Genomic DNA, 17,980 nt, shown 5'->3' on the forward strand with positions numbered 1-17,980 from the left:
TTGGTCCTGTTCACGCTCTTCATCGTCGGCGTCGTGGTGCTGCTGCGCCGCCGGGGCGGGAGGAAGACCGCATGAGTGCCACCGTCACCCCTACACCCGTCACCTCCGCCCCCGTTCCGGCACATGTGCGCCGGCGCACCGCCCGGTCGTGGCTGCGCGGCATCGCCATCACCGTCGTGACGCTCGTCTTCGCGCTGCCCCTGGTGTGGATGTTCGCCGCCGCGTTCAAGACCAACGTCCAGGTGACGGACCCGTCCGTGGGCCTGTGGTTCAGCCCCACGCTGGAGAACTTCCGGAGCATCGTCGAGGCCGGGCAGCTCCTGCGGTCGATGGGCAACTCCCTGCTGGTCGGCGTCGTCTCCACCGTGCTCTCCGCGGTCATCGCGGTGCCCGCGGCCTGGGCGGTCGGGCGCTTCGCCATGCACCGCACGGGGTCGCTGATCCTGGTCGCACGCATCGTGCCGGCGATCTCGCTGCTCGTGCCTTGGTACTACCTGTTCGCGCAGATGGGGCTCGTCGGCTCCTACACCGTGCTGATCCTCAGCCAGATGTTCGTCTCCGTCCCGCTCATCATGTGGATCATGATCAGCTTCTTCGCCGGTCTGCCGGTCGAGCTGGAGGAGGCCGCGCGCACCGACGGGCTGAGCGCGTTCGGGGCGTTCTGGCGCATCTCCCTGCCGCTCGCGGCGCCCGGCACGGCCACCGCCTCCCTGCTGGCCTTCGTCTTCAGCTGGAACAACTTCATGTTCGCGCTGGTCTTCGCCGACGACCGCACCCAGACGGTGCCGGTGACCCTCTTCAACTTCATCTCGTACGCGAGCACCGACTGGGGCGGTCTGATGGCCGCCGCGACGCTCATCACCGTCCCCGTCGTCCTGGCCGCCGTCCTCGGACAGAAGTACCTGGTGGCCGGCCTGACCTCGGGCGCCTCCAAGGGCTGAACGGCCTCACCACCGCATCAAGGAAGAAAGACCCCATGAAAATTGTGGACGCGAAGGTCCTCGTCACCAGCCCCGGCCGCAACTTCGTCACCCTCAGGCTGACCACGGACGACGGACTCGTCGGCCTCGGCGACGCCACGCTCAACGGCCGCGAACTGGCCGTGGTCAGCTATCTGGAGGACCACGTCGTCCCCCTCCTCGTCGGCCTCGACCCGCACCGCGTCGAGGACACCTGGCAGTCGCTCTACCGGGGCGCCTACTGGCGGCGCGGGCCGGTCACGATGGCCGCGATCGCCGCCGTCGACGTGGCGCTGTGGGACATCAAGGCGAAGGCCGCGGGCCTGCCCCTCTACCAGCTTCTCGGCGGCGCGAGCCGGGACCGCGTCGCGACCTACGGCCACGCCAACGGCCGGGACATCCCCGAACTCCTCGACTCGGTCCGCGCTCGCCTCACCGAGGGCTACCCCGCCGTGCGCGTGCAGTCCGGCATCCCCGGACTCAAGGCGGTCTACGGCGTGTCCAGCACGGACGACAGCGGCTCCCCCGTGCTGCACCAGCAGGCCCGGCCGCTGGTCGAGGACTGGGACACCGACGCCTATCTGCGCCACATGCCGACCGTACTGGAGGCGGTGCGCGCCGAGTTCGGCCCCGAACTGCCGCTGCTGCACGACGCCCACCACCGGCTCACCCCGGCCCAGGCCGCCCGCCTGGGCAAGGACCTGGAGCCGTACCACCTGTTCTGGCTGGAGGACTGCACGCCCGCGGAGAACCAGGAGGCGCTGCGCCTGGTCCGCCGCCACACCACGACGCCGCTGGCCATCGGCGAGGTCTTCAACACGGTCCACGACTACCAGACCCTGATCACCGAGCAGTTGATCGACTACGTGCGGTCCGCGGTCACGCACTTCGGTGGAGTCACCCCGCTGCGCAAGCTCTTCGACTTCGCCGCGCAGTACCAGATCAAGAGCGCGATCCACGGGCCGGAGGACATCTCCCCGGTCGGCATGGCGGCCGCCGTCCACCTCGACCTCGCCGTGCACAACTTCGGCATCCAGGAGTACTCGGGGCACACCGCGCTCACCGAGGAGGTGTTCCCCCACGCGTACACCTTCGAGAACGGCCACCTGCACCCGGGCGAGGCACCGGGCCTCGGGGTGGACCTGAACGAGCAACTGGCCGCCGCACACCCCTACGAGGCGGCCTACCTCCCGGTGAACCGCCTCCACGACGGCACGGTCCACGACTGGTGACCCCCGGGCTGCGGGCCGGCCCGACGCCGAGCGTCAGGAGACGGGGAACCAGTTCGACAAACGCTTGGCAATGGCCGGTACGTCGATGTGGTCCTGCGCGACTTCCTCGACGAACGGGCCGGCCACGGAGACGGGCGGCGGGGCGGTCCCGGCTTCGACGCCGTTGAAGCGCAGGAAGACACGCATGGCGAGCCAGGCGGTGCGCTTGTTGCCGTCTATCAGCGCATGATGTCGGGCGACGGAGTGCAGCAGTGCCGCCGCCTTCTCGTGCAGCGTGGGATACAGCTCGGCCCCGAACACATTGGTCCGGGGCCGCTCGATCGCCGAGACCAGAAGCCCCATGTCCCGCACACTGTGCTCGGTACCGTTGACCGCGCGGGCGATGGCCAGGATCTCGTCGAGCTGGACGTAGCGCACTGCGGTCACTTCAGGTAGTCCAGGATCTCCGCGTCGCTGTCCATCAGCTCGGCGAGGACGTCGTCGACCTTCAGCTCGGCCCGGTCCTGAGCGTCACGGATGGCCTCGATGGCGAGTTCCTGCTTGCTGCGGCCCTCTCGGCGCGCACGCTCGGTGAGCTTCGCGTCGAGGTCTTCGGGGAGTCGGAGTGTCATCGCCATATAGGCATGATACCGGGCTGGTATCTAACCTGCCTCCGCCAGGCGCCCGGGACCGGCCCCCCGATCTCCCTCCGCCACCCCCTTGACCATGGTCTCCGCACTCCATATGGTCCTCGCACCTCACGAGGTACATCGATTAACCAATCGTTAACCGCTTGGTTGGAGACCACCCCTGTGCGCTCATCGCTGACCCGGCGCGAACTGCTCGCCACCGGTTCCGGTCTGGCCGCGGCCGCTGCCCTGCCCGCTCTGTCCGGCTGCTCGTCGCTGGCGTCGGCGGACTCCGACCCGGACACCCTCGTCGTCCACACCGAGCTCGGCACCACCGCGCCGGGCTCCCCCACGTATCTCGCGGCCGTGGACCGCTTCCGCGAGGAGAACCCGGGGGTCGAGGTCAAGAACCTCGTCAACGGCGACGACCTCGCGCAGGTCTACGAGACCTCGCGGCTGGCCCGCAAGGAGGCCGACGTCGTGATGGTCAACCTGTACGACAAGACGCTGGCCTGGACGGACGTCGGCGCGACCGTCGATGTCAAGCCCTACCTGGACGACTGGGGACTGCGCGGCCGCGTCCTGCCCGCCGCGCTGGCCGACTGGACCGACGACAAGGGCCGGGTCCGGGCCTTCCCCTACTTCGCCACGAACTGGCCCGTGGCCTACAACCGCGCCCTGCTGGACCGGGCCGGGGTCGACGCGATCCCCGCCACGGGGGACCAGCTGATCGCCGCGGCCCGCAAGCTGCGCGCCAAGGGCATCGCCCCGGTGACCGTGGGCGGCAACGACTGGACCGGCCAGAAGCTGCTGGCCCAGATCATCCAGACCTTCCTCTCCCAGGAGGAGGCCCGGCACGTCTACTCCACGGGGGACTTCTCCGGTCGCGGCGCACGCCTGGGCATCGAGTACTTCACGCACCTGCGCGACGCCGGTGTCTTCGCGGACAAGGCCCAGGGCCTCACGTCCGACTCGATGACCACGCAGTTCAACACCGAGGAGGCGGCCGTCCAGTCGGCGATGTCCTCCGCCCTGGCCAAGGTGCCCGAGAAGGTGGCCCGGCACACGGAGGTCGGCGGCTGGCCGCTGGCCGACGGGGCGCCGCACGACCGTCCCACCGTCATCCGCGCCTACACCCTCATCGGCTTCTGGATCAGCCCCAACGGTGTCCGCAAGATCGAGCACGTCGAGAAGTTCCTGCGGTTCATGTACCGGGAGGACGTCGTCGCGCGGTTCGTGACAGAGAGCGGCCGGGACATGGCCCTGCGCACGGACGCCGTCAGCACCGGCTTCCCGCTGGTCGGGGCGGCCCAGCGGCTCGGCTCGGGGGTGAGCCAGGTGCTCCTGCCCGACGTGTACGTGCCGCCGGCCGCCGCGCAGCCGCTGATCACCGCGACCAGCACGTCGTTCACCCGGGGCACCAGCCCGGCCCGCGTGCGCGCCGCCCTCGAGTCCGCGTACCGGTCCGCATGAGCCGCTCGGACACCCCCGGCTCCGCCGCCCGGTTCCCCTCCGTCCCCCTCACCCGTTCCCCCCGCTCTCCGGGAGTCACCGCATGACGACGCTCACGACGACGCGCGGGAGCGCGGCCCCGAGGTCCGCCCCGCCCGCCTCCCCCGCCCCGGGCGGGCGCCGGCCCCGGCAGGGCGGCACCGTCCTCGCGGTGCCCGCGCTGGTGTGGTACCTGGTCTTCATGGTCGGGCCGCTGCTCGCGATCTTCGTGATCGCGGCCCTGCACTGGCCCGGCATGCTCCAGCCGGTCTCGTTCGCCGGGCTCGACAACGTCCGGACGGTGCTGGACGACCCGGTGTTCTGGGACGCGGTCCGCAACACCGCGATACAGCTGGCCGTCGCGCTCCCGGTGATGATCGTCTGCGCGTTCATGCTGGGGTACTACGTGGCCCAGCGGCCACCCGGACACCGGGTCATCCGCTACCTCCTCTTCATCCCGGGACTGATCTCGACGCCCGCGAAGGCGATGGTCTTCTACGCGGCCCTCTCCCCGGACGGCCTGCTCAACGGCGGTCTGGAGAGCATCGGCCTCGGCTCCCTCGCCGACGCCTGGCTGGCCTCGCCGTCGACGGCCCTGGCCTGCCTGATCGCCCTGGACATCTGGGCCGGCATCGGCTTCACCGCCGTCCTGTTCGCCGCGAGGCTGGGCAGCGTGCCGGACGAGCTGGGCGAGGCCGCGCAGCTCGACGGGGCGGGGCACTGGCGGACCATGTGGTCGGTCCACTTCCCCGTCATCCGTGACTACGTCGGCGTGGTGACGATGCTCCAGTTCCTGTGGACGCTGTTCGGCTCCGCCCAGCACGTGCTGCTGCTCACCCAGGGCGGTCCGGGCACCTCGTCCACCACGCTGTCGTTCCTCGTCTACCAGAAGGCGTTCATCGCCGCCGACCTCGGCTACAGCCAGACCGTCGGCGTCCTCCTCTTCTTCGCCGGACTCGTCGGGCTGCTGACGATCCGCCGCGTCTTCGGCCAGAACTACTGATCGGAGCAGCACTCATGAAGCTCGGCAAGCGCTGGCTCCCGGCCCACATCCTGGTGTGGACGTACGCGGTGCTGCTCGTCGTCCCGCTGTACTACTTCCTCGCCTCGGCGTTCAAGTCGAACGACGAGATCTTCGCGCGCCCCTTCGCCCCGCCGTCCTCGCTCGGGTTCGGCAACTTCCGGACCGCGTTCGGGAGCGCCGACCTCGGGCTCGCGGTCGTCAACTCCGCGCTGGTGACCCTGTTCTCGCTGGCGCTCACGCTGCTGCTGGCGATCCCGGCCGCGTTCGCGCTGGCGCGTTCGACGGGGCGCCTGGCGGGCGTGGTCGAGAAGGTCTTCTCGCTGGGCTTCCTGATCCCGACGTTCGCGGCGCTCTTCCCCACCTTCCTCCTCGCGGCGGCCACCGGGCTGTTCCACACCCGGACCTTCATGGTGCTGTTCCTCCCGGCCACCGCGCTGCCGCTGTCGGTGGTGATCCTGGTGCAGTTCATGCGCACCATCCCGCCGGAGATGGAGGAGGCCGCCCGGCTGGACGGGGCGTCCACCTTCGCGGTGCTGCGGCACGTCTACACACCTATGTGCCTGCCGGGCATCGCGACCGTGCTGCTGCTGAACTTCCTGACCTTCTGGAACGAGTACCTGTACTCGCTGGTCATCATCGGCCCCGACCCGGCACAGCGCACGGTCCAGGTGGCGCTGCCCACCCTGAAGTCGATCACCGGCACGGACTACGGCGTCCTCACGGCGGGCACGGTGCTGACGCTGGTGCCGGTGTGGGCCGTCTACACCCTCCTCCAGAAGCGCATGCAGCAGGCCCTGGTCAGCGGGGCGGTGAAGATGTGAGCGTTTCCGCCGAACGGGCCGGACGCCGGCCCACCATCAAGGCGGTCGCGGCGGCGGCCGGGGTGTCGACGGCCGCCGTGTCCCAGGCCTTCAACAACAAGGGCCGGCTCTCCGAGGCGACGCGCCGCCGCATCCTCGACGCCGCGCTGGAACTGGGCTGGTCGCCCAGCGCCTCCGCCGCGGCGCTGCGCAACGCCCGTACCCGCAGCCTCGCCCTCGTGGTGCGGCGCCCCACGGACGTCCTCGGCTCCGACCCGCACTTCAGTGAGCTGATCACCGGCATAGAGGGCGAGCTGGCGCCGCGCGGCTACGGTCTGCTGCTCCACCTGGTCAGCGGTCACCGTGAGGAGAACGCGCTGTACGAGCGGCTCGCGGCCGAGGGCCGGGTGGACGGCGCCCTGCTCACCGACGCCCGCGACGACGACGCCCGGCCCGCGCTGCTCGCCCGCCTCGGGCTGCCGGCGGTGCTGCTCGGTTCGCCCGACGACACGGCCGTCGTCCCGCGCGTCGGACTGCGTGATCAGGGAGCGGGCATCACCGAGGCCGTCGCGCACCTGCTGGACCTCGGCCACCGGCGCGTCGCCTACGTCAGCGGACCGCCCGAGCTCCAGCACACCCGCGTACGCCGGGCGGCCTTCGAGGACGCCCTGCGCGCGGCGGGGCTGCGCCCGTTCGCGGTCCTGCCCACCGACTTCAGCGAACGGCGCGCCGTCGGCGCCACCGAGGCACTCCTCGACTCCGCCGACCGGCCCAGCGCGATCGTGTACGCCAACGACTCGATGGCGGTCTGCGGCATCGGCACCGCGCAGCGCGCCGGACTGACCGTGCCCCGGGACGTGTCCGTCGTCGGCTACGACAACCTGCCGCTCGGCAGCTGGCTCCACCCCCGGCTGACCACGGTCGACCAGCAGGTGCAGCGAGTCGGCGCGGCCGCCGCGCGCATGCTGCTCGCCCTGTGCGGCGAGGAGGTCGAGGACACCGCCCTCGCCGAACGGCCCCGCCTGGTCGTCCGCGAGTCCACGGGGCCCGCACCCGCCTGACCACCACCCGGCCGCGACAGCCTGCGGCCACGCACCCTCCGCACCCCCACCACCCGAGAACACGCACCAACCGCACCCCCACCACCCGAGAAGGACCATGCGACGCCACAGCGCCCAGCTCACCCACCAGCCCGACGTCCTGCCCTGGCTCGGCGCCAACTTCTGGTCCCGCACCGGCGGTCCGCTGATGTGGCGGAACTACGCCCCGAAGACCGTCCGCGACGAACTGCGCGTGCTCGCCGACCACGGCCTCAACACCACCCGGTCCTTCTTCTACTGGCCGGACTTCCACCCCGAGCCCGACCGTATCGACGACGAACTGTGCGCGCGCTTCGAGGACTTCCTCGACGCCCACACGGAGACGGGCATGGGGACCATACCGACCTTCATCGTCGGCCACATGTCCGGCGAGAACTGGGACCCGGCCTGGCGCGGCGGCCGCGACCTGTACGAGGACGTGTGGATGGTGGGCCGCCAGGCGTGGTTCGTCTCCCGCATGGCACGCCGCTTCAAGGACCACCCGGCGGTCACGGGCTGGCTGATCACCAACGAGATGCCCGGGTACGGGCGGATCTACCAGGTCGACCCGCCGTCCTCGGACGTGGTGACCGCCTGGGCCCAGTCCATGTGCAACGCGGTGCGGGCGACGGGCGCGACGCAGCCGGTGTCCCTGGGCGACGGGGCGTGGGGCATCGAGGTCACCGGCCGCGACAACGGCTTCTCGCTGCGGGAGACGGCCGAGTACGTCGACTTCGTGGGCCCGCACGTGTACCGCTCGGACACCGACCGGCCGCGCCAGCACTACCGCGCCGCCTTCGAGTGCGAGCTGGCCTCGGTGACCGGACAGCCCGTCGTGCTGGAGGAGTTCGGGCTCTCCACCGACACCGTCTCGGCCGCCAACGCGGGCGTCTACTACCGGCAGACGCTGCACAACTCGCTGCTGGGCGGCGCCACCGGCTGGCTCGCCTGGAACAACACCGACTACGACGACCTGTGGGACCAGTCCCCCTACGACCACCACCCCTTCGAGATGCACTTCGGCATCACCGACTCGACCGGCGCGCCCAAGGAGCCGCTGCGCGAACTGGGCGCTTTCGGCGAGGTGTTGGAGGCCGTGGACTTCCCGCACTGCTCCCGCACGGACGCCGACGCCGCCCTGGTCGTCCCCGCCTTCCTCGAACGGGGCTACCCGTACAGCCGTCCCGCCGACCGTCCGCTCATCTTCACGTCCCTGCACCAGGGTTACGTCACCGCGCGCGCCGCCGACCTGCCGGTGGCCCTCACCCGCGAGGCCGACGGACTGCCGGGCGAGGCGTCGCTCTACCTGCTGCCGGCCACCCGCCAGCTCACGACCCGCACCCGCAGGGAACTGGCCCGCCGGGCAGCCGAGGGCGCCACCGTCTACCTGTCGTTCTGCTCCGGCGAGCATCCGGCGACCCGCGGCCCCTGGTTCGACGATCTGGACGGCCTGTTCGGCGTCGAGTTGCAGTTGTCGTACGGCGTCGCCGAGCCGATCGAGGGCGACGTGCTGGAGATGACGTTCACCGAGGACTTCGGCGGCCTGCGCGCCGGCGAGGTGCTGCGTTTCCCTGTCGCGGGGAACGAGGACAGCCGCGCCTACCTGCCCGTCGTACCGCGCACGGGCCGGGTGGTGGCCGTGGACGCCCACGGCCGGCCCGCCCTGGTCGTCAACGAGACGGGGACGGGCCGCACGGTGCTGGCCACCTACCCGCTGGAGCACATGGCGGCCCGCACCGCACGCGTCAACCCCGAGGTCACGCACCGCCTGTACGCGGCCCTCGCACAGGTGGCGGGCGCGCGGCGGCCCGTCACGGTCGCCGACCCGCACGTCTCGGCGGACGTCCTCGTCCACGCCGACGGCCGCCGCTTCGTGTGGCTGGTCAGCCAGAGCCCCGACCCGCTCGTGGTCCGCCCGGTCGCCGAGGGCAAGCTGCACACCCTGGCCGACGGCACGCCGGTCGAGGACGTGCCGCTCGACGCGTACGGCGTCGCGGTGCTGGAGCTGCGATGACCGTCCCGCGTTACCGCGATCCGGCCGCACCGGTGCCGGATCGCGTCCGTGACCTGCTGGGCCGCATGACCCCGACGGAGAAGGTCGGCCAGCTCAACCAGCGCATGTACGGCTGGGACGCGTACGAGCGCGCCAGGGACGGCCGTCACCGCCTCACGGACGCCTTCCGCGCCGAGGTCGCCGCCTTCGACGGCATGGGCGCGCTGTACGGACTCCAGCGGGCCGACGCCTGGTCCGGCGTGGGCTTCGCGGACGGCCTCGACGCGCGGGACGGGGCGCGGACGGCGGCGGCCGTGCAGCGGTACCTCGTGGACCACACCCGGCTGGGCATACCCGCCCTGCTGGTGGAGGAGATGCCGCACGGCCACCAGGCCCTGGACGGCACGGTGCTCCCGGTGAACCTCGCCGTCGGCGCCACCTGGGACCCGGCGCTGTACGCCGACGCGGTGGCCGGGGCGGCGGCCGAACTCCGGGCGCGCGGCGCGCACATCGCGCTGGTCTCGGCCCTCGACCTGGTGCGCGATCCGCGCTGGGGCCGCAGCGAGGAGTGCTTCGCCGAGGACCCGTACCTCGCCGCGCGGATGACCGAGGCGCTGGTCGAGGGTGCGCGGCGGGCGGGGTTGGCCGTGGTCCTCAAGCACTTCGCCGGGCAGGGCGCCACGGTCGGCGGCCGCAACAGCGCGGCGACGGAGCTGGGGGCCCGCGAACTCCACGAGGTGCATCTCGCGGCGGCCCGGGCCGGGGTGGCCGCGGGCGCGGCCGGGGTGATGGCCGCCTACAACGAGTTCGACGGCCTGCCCTGCGTCGCCAACCGGTACCTGCTGACCGACCTGCTGCGTACGGAGTGGGGCTTCGAGGGCGTCGTCATGGCGGACGGCACGGCGGTGGACCGGCTGGTGCGGCTGACCGGCGACCCGGTGTCGGCCGGGGCGCTGGCCCTGAACGCCGGGTGCGACCTGAGCCTGTGGGACGCCTCCTTCGCCCGGCTGGGCGAGGCGGTGGAACGCGGCCTGGTCTCCGAGTCGGCGCTGGACGCCGCGGTGGCCCGGGTCCTCACGCTGAAGTTCCGCCTGGGCCTGTTCGAAGAGCCCCTGCCCCCGGCCGGCCCGGCGACCGATGACCTCCCCGACCCGGCCGAGCTGGGCGAACGCATCGCCCGTGCCTCGGTGACGCTGCTCTCCCACGAGGGCGAGGTGCTGCCGCTGTCCCGTGGGCTGCGGCGGATCGCGGTCCTCGGTCCGAACGCCGACTCCCTGGCGCAGCAGATCGGCGACTACACGGCGCCGCAACGGCAGGGCGACGGCATCACCGTCCTGGAGGGCATCCGCGCGGCGGCCGCGTCCGGCACCGAGGTGGTGCACGCCCGGGGCTGCGGCCTGGTGGGCGACGACGTCTCGGACGTCCCGGCGGCCGTGGCGCTGGCGGCCGGCTCCGACGTGGCCGTGCTGGTGCTGGGCGGCTCCAGCGCCCGCTCCCCGGACACGGTCTTCGACCCGAACGGTGCGGCCGTCACGGGTTCCGGAGCACCCACCGGGATGACCTGCGGAGAGGGCGTCGACCTGGCGGACCTGGCACTGCCGCCCGCGCAACGGGCCCTGCTGGCAGCGGTGTCGGCGACCGGAACGCCGGTCGTGGTGGTGCTGATCCAGGGCCGCCCGCACGCCCTGCCCGAGCCGGACGCGTCCGTGGCGGCGGTGCTGAGCGCCTGGTACCCGGGCCCCCGGGGCGGGCGCGCCGTGGCCGAGGTCCTCTTCGGCGACGCCGAGCCACGCGGCCGACTGCCGGTCTCCGTGCCCCGTTCAGCCACCCAACTGCCCGTCTACTACAACGGCAAGGACCACGGCTACCGCGGATACGTCGACCAGAGCGCGGGCCCGCGCCATGCCTTCGGGCACGGTCTGTCGTACACGAGCGTCGTGTACGGGGCGCCGAGGCTGTCGCACTCGCGTGTCGGCGTGCGAGCCCCGCGCCTGACGTGCCGGGTCACGGTCCGGAACACGGGGTCCCGGCGGGCCGAGGAGACGGTGCAGCTCTATGTGCGCCGCCTGTCCGGGGGCGCGTCCTGGCCGCGCGTGCGCGAGCTGCGCGGCTTCGTCCGCCTGAGCCTCGCGCCCGGCGCCGAGGCCGACGCGGTCTTCGAGGTGGGCCCGGACACGCTGGCGTCCGTGGGGCGCGACCTGCGCCTCACCGTGGAGCCGGGGGTGGTCGAGCTGGAGACGGGCCCGGCCTCGGACCGGACCCGGGGCGCCCGCCTGGAGATCACGGACCCGACACCGAACCCGACATAGGCCCCGGCGCCGCGCCGGTCAGGAGTCGGCCGGCCGGCCCAGGACGTACGGCGCGAGGATGTCGGCCACCGTGCGGTTGCGCGGCGCGGCGACGCCCAATCGCTCCGCAAGGTCTGCCACTCCCCCGCTGAGCCAGGGCAGTTCGAGGCGGTTGCCGTGCTCCAGGTCGTTGTGCATGGAGGAGGTCATGCCGGCGGGAAGCGTGTCGCAGAAAGCGAGCCGGTCCTCGGCGAAGCCGCTGTCCAGCCGCACGCCCGACGCCTGCGCCACGGCCACCGTCTCGGCCATCACGTCGTACAGAAGGCGTCGGCTCCGTTCGTTGGCGCGGACCACGCCGATGGGCCGGCGGACGGCCGCCGTGGTCGCCGACAGACCCACGAGAAACACGAACTTCTCCCAGATCACCCTCTCGATGTCGTCGCTCGCCTCCGCGTCGACCCCCGCGCCCCGGAAGGCGGCGAGCACGGCCCGGCCGGCCTCAGCCGGGCCGGAGCCGTAGGAGCCGACCACGACCTTCTGAAGGGTGCCGTTGTGCCTGACGACTCCCGGTTCCTCGATGAAGGCGGAGATGAAGCACACGCCGCCCAGGACCTGTTCGTCCGTCAGCGAACCGCGCAGGACGGCGTCCTTGTGCACCCCGTTCTGCAAGGACAGCACCGGCGCCTTGTGCGCCGCCGAGGCCCGGAGCTGCTCGGCGACGTCCTCGGTGTCCCACAACTTGACGGCGACGAGCACCAGATCGGTCGGCCCGAGCTCGGCGATACTCGCCACGACCGACTCGGGCGAGGTCCGCAAGTCACCCAGCGGACTGCGCACGACCAGCCCGGCCCGCCGAATGGCCTCAAGATGCCGCCCCCGGGCCACAAAGGTGACGTCGTTCCCCGCAGCAGCCAACCGTGCCCCGAAGTACCCCCCGACACCCCCGGCCCCGATCACCGCGATACGCATGACCCCGCCCCCACTCCCCCGCCAACGGCCCGAACCGTGGTCATGAAACCACGAACACCGGACAGGCGCGTCGAGGTGGGCGTCGCCGATGGCCGCGCGGTCGGCGCACGGAGGTAGGACTCCGGTTCGGTTAGTGTCGGGCTGTGGAGACACCCCGCCTGTTCGACGGCCGCCTCAAGCTGCGTCACCTGCTTCTCGTGGACGCGCTCTCCCGGCAGGGTTCGGTGGTGGGCGCGGCGGCCGAGCTGCACGTGACCCAGCCCGCCGCGACCCGGAGCCTGCACGAGGTGGAGGAGATCCTCGGCGTGCGGCTCTTCGAGCGTGGTCCCCGGGGAGTCAGCGCCACGGTCTTCGGTGAGGCGTTCACCCGGCACGCCCGGGCCGTCCTCGCACAGCTCACACAGGCGGGCCGGCACGTCGTCGAGCTGGCGGCGGCCGACCGGGGCACCGTCGTCGTCGGCACCCACCTGGCCGGCTCGAACATCCTGCTGCCGCGTGCGGTGGCCGCACTGAAGCGGGACCATCCCTTCCTCACGGTGGTGGTGCACGAGGCGTCTCCCGAGGAGTTGCTGCTGGGTCTGGAGGCGGGCCGGATCGACCTGGTCGTGGGCCGGCTGACCGCTCCGTCGGGCGAGGGCCTGGTCCGGCGCCCGCTGTACGACGAGTTCGTCGGGCTGGTGGTGCGGGCCGGGCATCCGCTGACCGGACAGCCGGACGCCGGGCTCCACGACACGCTCGGCTTCCCGTGGATCCTTCCCGGACCGCAGACCGCGCTCCGCCGCGAGGTGGAGGAGCTCTTCACCCGCCGCGGACTCGCACTGCCGCGCAACCGGGTCGAGGCGACGTCCTTCCTGACCGTGCGCCAACTCCTGCTGGAAACCGACGTGGTGGCCGTACTGCCCGGCTCGATCGTGCGGGACGACGGCCGTCTGGCGCGGCTGCCCGTGCCGCTGGAGCAGGTCGGCCACCGGGTCGGTCTGACCCTGCCCGCGGAGCGCACCCTCAGCCCGTCGGCCCGGGCGCTGATCCAGAGCCTGGAGGAGACCGCCGACGCGATGCGGGAGAGCCCGAGCGACGACGACGGCGACGGCGGCGACGGCGGCCAGGGAGACGGTGGTGTCCTCCGCGGCGCCGTCGACACCGGCTGAGCGCACCGGCCCCCGCACCCGCGTGGAGCGGGCCGGGGACGCGGCAAGGATCAGAGGCCCAGATAGCGTTCCGCGTTGCCACGGGTGATCTTGTGCCGGGCCTGCTCGGTGAGGAAGCCGCTCTTGCGCACGACCTCGCCGACCGGTCGCTCCCCCAGCGGGTAGGGGTAGTCGCTGCCCACCATGACGCTGTCCTCCCCCAGGGTGTCCACGAGCAGCCGCAGCGCACGGTCGTCGAAGACCACCGAGTCCACGGAGAAGCGGCCCACGTAGTGCGAGGGCGGATACTCGGAGGTGCCGACGACGTCGTTGCGGCCGTGCCAGGCGTTCTCCATGCGGCCCAGCCAGAAGGCGAACGAACCGCCACCGTGGGCGAAGCAGATCCTCAGCCGCTCGTCGATCCGGTCGAAGACACCGCCGAGGACCAGCGCCAGGATCGACAGGTGCGTCTCGGCCGGCATGGCCGTCAGCCACCGTGCCATCCACCGGTCAAGGCGGGGCGAGCTGTCCATGTCCCACGGGTGGACGAAGACCGGTACGTCGAGGGCGGCGCAGTGCTGGAGGAAGGTCACGACGCCTTCGCTGTCCAGGTCCTGGTCGCCGACGTGGTTGCCGATCTCGACGCCCCGGTGGCCGGCGGCGACCGCCCGTTCCAGTTCGCGGCAGGCGGCGTCCGGATCCTGGAGCGGTACCTGGCAGAACGGGATCAGCCGGCCGGCCGCGGGGGCGGTGATCTCCAGGGCCAGGTCGTTGAAGATCCGGGCGATCCTCGCGGCCTCGGCGCCGCTGCGGCCGTAGTGGAAGAAGGCCGGTGTCGGGGAGACCACCTGGGCACGCACACCGTCCGCGTCCATGTCGCGCAGCCGGACCTCCGCGTCCCAGCAGTCGGACCGGATCCGCCGGAACTCGGCGGACCCCGTCATGATGACGGCCTCCTTCTCCGTCTCGACCCTCAGCCAGGGGGCGTCGGGCCCGCCGAGGTCCGTCAGGTCGGGCCAGCCCCTCGGCACGTAGTGGGTGTGGACGTCGATCAGCTCTGCCACCGGTCAGCCCTTTCCGGGGTGGAGGGTCCCGCAGGCGGAGCAGGTGCGGGCCTTCTCGTCGCCGTAGAACCGCTCGAAGACCGGCGGCAGGTCGGCCACTATGTCGGTGACCTGGAGCTCCACCTCGTACACGCGCGCGGAGCAGGACGGGCAGAACCAGAGGAACTTCTCCAGCGTGCCCTCCTCGCGGACCCGCTCGATGACCAGGCCGATGGAGTCCGGGTCGGGGCGCTGCGGGGAGTGCGGCACGTTGCCGGGCAGCAGCCACGCCTCACCCTGCCTGATGTGTACGGTCCGGGGGCCGTCCTCGGTCATGAGGTCGACGTGCATGTCCCCCTTGACCTGGTAGAACCACTCCTCGTACGGGTCGAGGTGGAAGTCGGTGCGCTGGTTGGGGCCGCCGACGATCTGCACGATGAAGTCGTTGCCGAGCGACATGGTCCGGTTGTTCACCGGGGGCTTCAGCAGGTGTGCGTGGTCGTCGATCCAGCCCTGGAAGTCGATGACCTCGGGGATGTCGGTCATGGTGTCTCCTCCGCGGTGTCGCCGGCCGTACGGGCCACCGGCAGGTGGGCCACGGCCTGGATCTCGATGAGCAGGTGCGGGTGGGGCAGCTGGTGCACGGCCACGGTGGTCCTGGCCGGCCCCGTCTCGTCGAAGTACTGGCCGTAGACCTCGTTGTAGCCGCCGAAGTCGTTCATGTTGACGAGGTACGCGGTCACCTGGACGACGTCGGCGAGCGACCCGCCGGCGTCGGCGAGGATGTCACCGATGTTGTCGAGGACCGCGCGGGTCTGCGCCCGGATGTCGAGGTCGGTCGTGCCCATCTCGTCGGTCTCGACGCCCACGAAGGAGTTGTCGGGGCGGCGGGAGCTGGTGCCGGAGACGAAGACGAGGTCACCGGCGCGGCGGAAGTGCGGGAAGCGCCCGCGCGGCTTCGCCTTCCCGGGGACGACACGTGCTGTGTCCATCACACGCTCCTCACGCTGACGCGGCCGAGTCCGGCGACCTCGCAGGTCGTGACGCCGGGGGTCAGTGCGACGGCTGCGGTCGCCGCGCCCGCGAGCACGGTGTCGCCCGCGCGCAGCGGGACGTCGCGGCGGCGGGCCATGTCGAGCAGCGCGCGCAGCGCGTTGACCGGCGCCCCGAGGATGGCCGCGGTGGTGCCCTCGGCCCGGCTCCCGCCGTGGGTGAGGTGCACGGCGAGGTCGGAGACGTCCCGCACGGGGAGCCAGGGGCCGACCGCGTAGCCGGCCGCGGAGGTGTTGTCCGCGACCACGTCCTCGTAGGTGAAGCGGAAGTCCCGGTAGCGGGAGTCGATGATCTCCAGGGCGGGGGCCACGGCGTCCACGCAGTCGGCGAGGTCGGCGTCGGGGTCGTGCGGGTCGACGTCCCGGCCGAGCCGGAAGGCGACCTCCGGCTCCACCTTCGGGTGGATGAACCGGGCCAGCTCCACCTCCGCGCCGTCGACCACGCGCATGGCGTCGGTCAGCCTGCCGACGATGATCTCCGAGACGCCCATCTGGGCCATCTTCGCCTCGCTGGTGAAGCCCAGCTTGACGCCGGTGGGGCGTTCGCCGCGGGCGGTGCGCCGGGCGAGGAGCGCGGCCTGGACCGCGTAGGCGTCGTCGACGGTCAGGGTGTGGGTGTCGGCGAGGCTCGGCGTGTCGGACACCGACGTCTGGGCGTCGTCGAGGACGGCGGCCAGGGCTCCGGCCGTCTCCTGGGTGATCATCGATCGTCTCCTTCGGCTTCGGGGTGGGGTCACGGTGTCCGTCACAACTGCACGCACACGTTGGTCGGTTCGGTGTAGAAGTGCAGCGACGAGGCGCCTCCCTCGCGGCCGAGGCCGGAGAGGCCGACGCCGCCGAAGGGCGAGCGCAGGTCCCGCAGGAACCAGGTGTTGACCCAGGCCATCCCCACGTTCATCGCCTGCGCCACCCGGTGGCCGCGCCTGAGGTCCCGGGTCCACACCGAGGCGGCGAGGCCGTACTCCGTGTCGTTGGCCAGGGCGACGGCCTCCTCCTCCGTGTCGAAGGGGATCAGCGCGGCGACCGGGCCGAAGACCTCCTCGCGCACCGGACGGTCGGCGTTGGTCAGGCCGGTCCACAGGGTCGGCTCGATCCAGGAGCCGCCGTCGAGTTCCGCGCCGAGGTGGGGAGTGCCCCCACCGGTGAGGACCTTGGCGCCCGCCTCCTCGGCGAGCCGCAGGTAGCCGCGCACCTTCTCGCGGTGGCCCTGGGAGATGAGCGGGCCCGTGGTGGTCGCGCCGTCCCGCGGGTCGCCCAGGCGCAGGGAGCGGGCCCGCTCCACGAGTCCGTCGGCGATGTCGGCGAAGACCTCCCGCTGGACGTAGACCCGCTCGGTGCACAGGCACACCTGGCCGGTGTTGGCGAACACCGACCGGGTCAGCCCGTCCAGGGTCTCGTCGAGGTCCGCGTCGGCGAAGACGAGCGCGGCGTTCTTGCCGCCCAGTTCGAAGGAGACGGGGCGCACCCGCGGCGCGACCGTCTTCATGACGTGCGCTCCGGTGGCCGACGAACCGGTGAAGGTGACGCCGTCGATCCCCGGGTGCGAGGTGACGTACTCACCGGCCGAGCCCCCGCCGAAACCGTGCACGACGTTGTAGGCACCGGCCGGCAGTCCCGCCTCGGCGAGCACCTCGGCCAGCAGGGTGGCGGTGCCCGGGGTCTCCTCGCTCGGCTTGACGACGACGGTGTTGCCGCAGGCCAGCGCCGGAGCGATCTTCCAGGTGAGCAGCAGCAGCGGCAGGTTCCAGGGGACGATGACCGCGACCACGCCGAGCGGCTTGCGCACCGCGTAGTTGAGGGCCTGGCGGCCGCCGGGCAGGTCGGTCAGGAAGGACTCCTGGCCGGCGGCGGCGACCACGTCGGCGAAGGTGCGGAAGTTGGCCACGGCCCGGGCCACGTCGAGGTCGCGGGCGAGCGCGAGGGGCTTGCCGGTGTCGGCGGACTCGGCGGCGACGAACTCCTCGAACCGGGCCTCGATCAGGTCCGCCGCCCGGCGCAGCACGTCGGTGCGCTCCCGGACGGGCGTCGCCGACCAGGGGGCCAGCGCCGTGCGGGCCGCCGAGACCGCCCGGTCCACGAGGGGGGCGTCGGCCTCGTGGACCCGGCCGTGCACCTGGCCGGTGGCCGGGTCGACCGCGTCGAAGCATCGGTCGGTGGGGTCGACGAAACGCCCGTCGACGAAGTTGCGGATCCACTGCGGAGTCTGTGCCGTCATGGCCCCACACTGGGACGCGCGGGCCATGCCTGACAAATGAAGAATTCGCCGCGCCCCATCACAGGATGGGTATAACCCGGAAGCTATACCGGTATCGCAA

Annotated in this window: 17 protein-coding genes; 9 read left to right on the forward strand and 8 right to left on the reverse strand. The window is 72.1% G+C overall.

From position 1 onward, the window contains the following. Window positions 1-71 precede the first annotated feature (71 nt). Window positions 72-941, forward strand: a complete 870-nt coding sequence (locus tag GTW67_RS00005) for a carbohydrate ABC transporter permease (RefSeq protein ID WP_161162704.1) — start codon at window positions 72-74, stop codon at window positions 939-941. 35 nt (window positions 942-976) lie between these two features. Beyond that, window positions 977-2,191, forward strand: a complete 1,215-nt coding sequence (manD, locus tag GTW67_RS00010) for a D-mannonate dehydratase ManD (RefSeq protein ID WP_161162705.1) — start codon at window positions 977-979, stop codon at window positions 2,189-2,191. 33 nt (window positions 2,192-2,224) lie between these two features. Here manD and GTW67_RS00015 read toward each other — a convergent pair whose 3' ends face one another. After that, window positions 2,225-2,617: a type II toxin-antitoxin system death-on-curing family toxin gene (locus tag GTW67_RS00015; RefSeq protein ID WP_161162706.1), complete on the reverse strand. Its 393-nt coding sequence runs from the start codon at window positions 2,615-2,617 to the stop codon at window positions 2,225-2,227. After that, window positions 2,614-2,808, reverse strand: a complete 195-nt coding sequence (locus GTW67_RS00020) for a ribbon-helix-helix protein, CopG family (protein WP_073967591.1) — start codon at window positions 2,806-2,808, stop codon at window positions 2,614-2,616. The genes GTW67_RS00015 and GTW67_RS00020 overlap by 4 nt, the downstream gene beginning before the upstream one ends. Window positions 2,809-2,982: 174 nt before the next feature. Between GTW67_RS00020 and GTW67_RS00025 the strand changes: the two genes are divergently transcribed. The 6 genes from GTW67_RS00025 (at window position 2,983) to GTW67_RS00050 (ending at window position 11,495) form a co-directional block, all read left to right on the forward strand. After that, complete coding sequence (locus tag GTW67_RS00025) at window positions 2,983-4,272, forward strand: extracellular solute-binding protein (protein WP_161162736.1); 1,290 nt, start codon at window positions 2,983-2,985, stop codon at window positions 4,270-4,272. 82 nt (window positions 4,273-4,354) lie between these two features. Next, entirely contained in the window at window positions 4,355-5,293 is a 939-nt protein-coding gene (locus GTW67_RS00030; RefSeq protein WP_161162707.1) for a carbohydrate ABC transporter permease, read from the forward strand. Between the two features lie 14 nt (window positions 5,294-5,307). After that, window positions 5,308-6,135 (forward strand): carbohydrate ABC transporter permease, encoded by an 828-nt coding sequence (locus tag GTW67_RS00035; RefSeq protein ID WP_161162708.1) that lies wholly within the window; start codon window positions 5,308-5,310, stop codon window positions 6,133-6,135. Continuing rightward, window positions 6,132-7,175 carry a substrate-binding domain-containing protein gene (locus GTW67_RS00040; protein WP_161162709.1) on the forward strand — a complete coding sequence of 348 codons (1,044 nt, stop codon included), beginning with the start codon at window positions 6,132-6,134 and terminating at the stop codon, window positions 7,173-7,175. Before GTW67_RS00035 ends, GTW67_RS00040 begins: the two co-directional genes overlap by 4 nt. Window positions 7,176-7,272: 97 nt before the next feature. Further along, a complete protein-coding gene (locus tag GTW67_RS00045; protein WP_161162710.1) occupies window positions 7,273-9,207 on the forward strand; it encodes a glycoside hydrolase 5 family protein in 1,935 nt (644 codons plus the stop codon). Continuing rightward, the gene (locus GTW67_RS00050) at window positions 9,204-11,495 is read left to right on the forward strand and encodes a glycoside hydrolase family 3 N-terminal domain-containing protein (RefSeq protein WP_161162711.1); all 2,292 of its coding nucleotides are present in this window, start codon (window positions 9,204-9,206) and stop codon (window positions 11,493-11,495) included. The genes GTW67_RS00045 and GTW67_RS00050 overlap by 4 nt, the downstream gene beginning before the upstream one ends. A gap of 18 nt (window positions 11,496-11,513) precedes the next feature. Here GTW67_RS00050 and GTW67_RS00055 read toward each other — a convergent pair whose 3' ends face one another. Next, on the reverse strand, window positions 11,514-12,443 hold the full coding sequence (locus GTW67_RS00055) for a ketopantoate reductase family protein (protein ID WP_161162712.1): 930 nt from the start codon (window positions 12,441-12,443) through the stop codon (window positions 11,514-11,516). Window positions 12,444-12,586: 143 nt separating this feature from the next. Between GTW67_RS00055 and GTW67_RS00060 the strand changes: the two genes are divergently transcribed. Continuing rightward, on the forward strand, window positions 12,587-13,591 hold the full coding sequence (locus GTW67_RS00060; RefSeq protein WP_161162713.1) for a LysR substrate-binding domain-containing protein: 1,005 nt from the start codon (window positions 12,587-12,589) through the stop codon (window positions 13,589-13,591). A gap of 50 nt (window positions 13,592-13,641) precedes the next feature. On the opposite strand, the gene GTW67_RS00065 is transcribed toward GTW67_RS00060, so the two are convergent. The 5 genes from GTW67_RS00065 to GTW67_RS00085 are packed head-to-tail and all read right to left on the reverse strand — an operon-like array spanning window position 13,642 to window position 17,880. Further along, a complete protein-coding gene (locus tag GTW67_RS00065; RefSeq protein ID WP_161162714.1) occupies window positions 13,642-14,634 on the reverse strand; it encodes an amidohydrolase family protein in 993 nt (330 codons plus the stop codon). Window positions 14,635-14,637: 3 nt separating this feature from the next. Then, a complete protein-coding gene (locus tag GTW67_RS00070; RefSeq protein WP_161162715.1) occupies window positions 14,638-15,159 on the reverse strand; it encodes a 3-hydroxyanthranilate 3,4-dioxygenase in 522 nt (173 codons plus the stop codon). Next, window positions 15,156-15,605, reverse strand: coding sequence for a RidA family protein (locus GTW67_RS00075; RefSeq protein ID WP_161162716.1), 450 nt, complete (start codon window positions 15,603-15,605; stop codon window positions 15,156-15,158). Before GTW67_RS00075 ends, GTW67_RS00070 begins: the two co-directional genes overlap by 4 nt. Next, a complete protein-coding gene (locus GTW67_RS00080) occupies window positions 15,605-16,369 on the reverse strand; it encodes a 2-keto-4-pentenoate hydratase (protein WP_161162717.1) in 765 nt (254 codons plus the stop codon). Before GTW67_RS00080 ends, GTW67_RS00075 begins: the two co-directional genes overlap by 1 nt. A 41-nt stretch (window positions 16,370-16,410) precedes the next feature. Beyond that, window positions 16,411-17,880 carry a 2-hydroxymuconic semialdehyde dehydrogenase gene (locus GTW67_RS00085; RefSeq protein ID WP_161162718.1) on the reverse strand — a complete coding sequence of 490 codons (1,470 nt, stop codon included), beginning with the start codon at window positions 17,878-17,880 and terminating at the stop codon, window positions 16,411-16,413. Between the last annotated feature and the right edge of the window lie 100 nt (window positions 17,881-17,980).

Origin of the sequence: Streptomyces sp. SID5910 (genome assembly GCF_009862125.1) — a bacterium.
In the GTDB taxonomy this organism is placed as follows: Bacteria; Actinomycetota; Actinomycetes; order Streptomycetales; family Streptomycetaceae; genus Streptomyces.

Bases quoted from the DNA above. Each gene is read 5' to 3' on its own strand.
- GTW67_RS00005 (WP_161162704.1), top strand. From the start codon at position 72: ATGAGTGCCACCGTCACCCCTACACCCGTCACCTCCGCCCCCGTTCCG.
- manD (WP_161162705.1), top strand. From the start codon at position 977: ATGAAAATTGTGGACGCGAAGGTCCTCGTCACCAGCCCCGGCCGCAAC.
- GTW67_RS00020 (WP_073967591.1), bottom strand. From the start codon at position 2,808: ATGGCGATGACACTCCGACTCCCCGAAGACCTCGACGCGAAGCTCACC.
- GTW67_RS00030 (WP_161162707.1), top strand. From the start codon at position 4,355: ATGACGACGCTCACGACGACGCGCGGGAGCGCGGCCCCGAGGTCCGCC.
- GTW67_RS00035 (WP_161162708.1), top strand. From the start codon at position 5,308: ATGAAGCTCGGCAAGCGCTGGCTCCCGGCCCACATCCTGGTGTGGACG.
- GTW67_RS00045 (WP_161162710.1), top strand. From the start codon at position 7,273: ATGCGACGCCACAGCGCCCAGCTCACCCACCAGCCCGACGTCCTGCCC.
- GTW67_RS00050 (WP_161162711.1), top strand. From the start codon at position 9,204: ATGACCGTCCCGCGTTACCGCGATCCGGCCGCACCGGTGCCGGATCGC.
- GTW67_RS00055 (WP_161162712.1), bottom strand. From the start codon at position 12,443: ATGCGTATCGCGGTGATCGGGGCCGGGGGTGTCGGGGGGTACTTCGGG.
- GTW67_RS00070 (WP_161162715.1), bottom strand. From the start codon at position 15,159: ATGACCGACATCCCCGAGGTCATCGACTTCCAGGGCTGGATCGACGAC.
- GTW67_RS00075 (WP_161162716.1), bottom strand. From the start codon at position 15,605: ATGGACACAGCACGTGTCGTCCCCGGGAAGGCGAAGCCGCGCGGGCGC.
- GTW67_RS00080 (WP_161162717.1), bottom strand. From the start codon at position 16,369: ATGATCACCCAGGAGACGGCCGGAGCCCTGGCCGCCGTCCTCGACGAC.
- GTW67_RS00085 (WP_161162718.1), bottom strand. From the start codon at position 17,880: ATGACGGCACAGACTCCGCAGTGGATCCGCAACTTCGTCGACGGGCGT.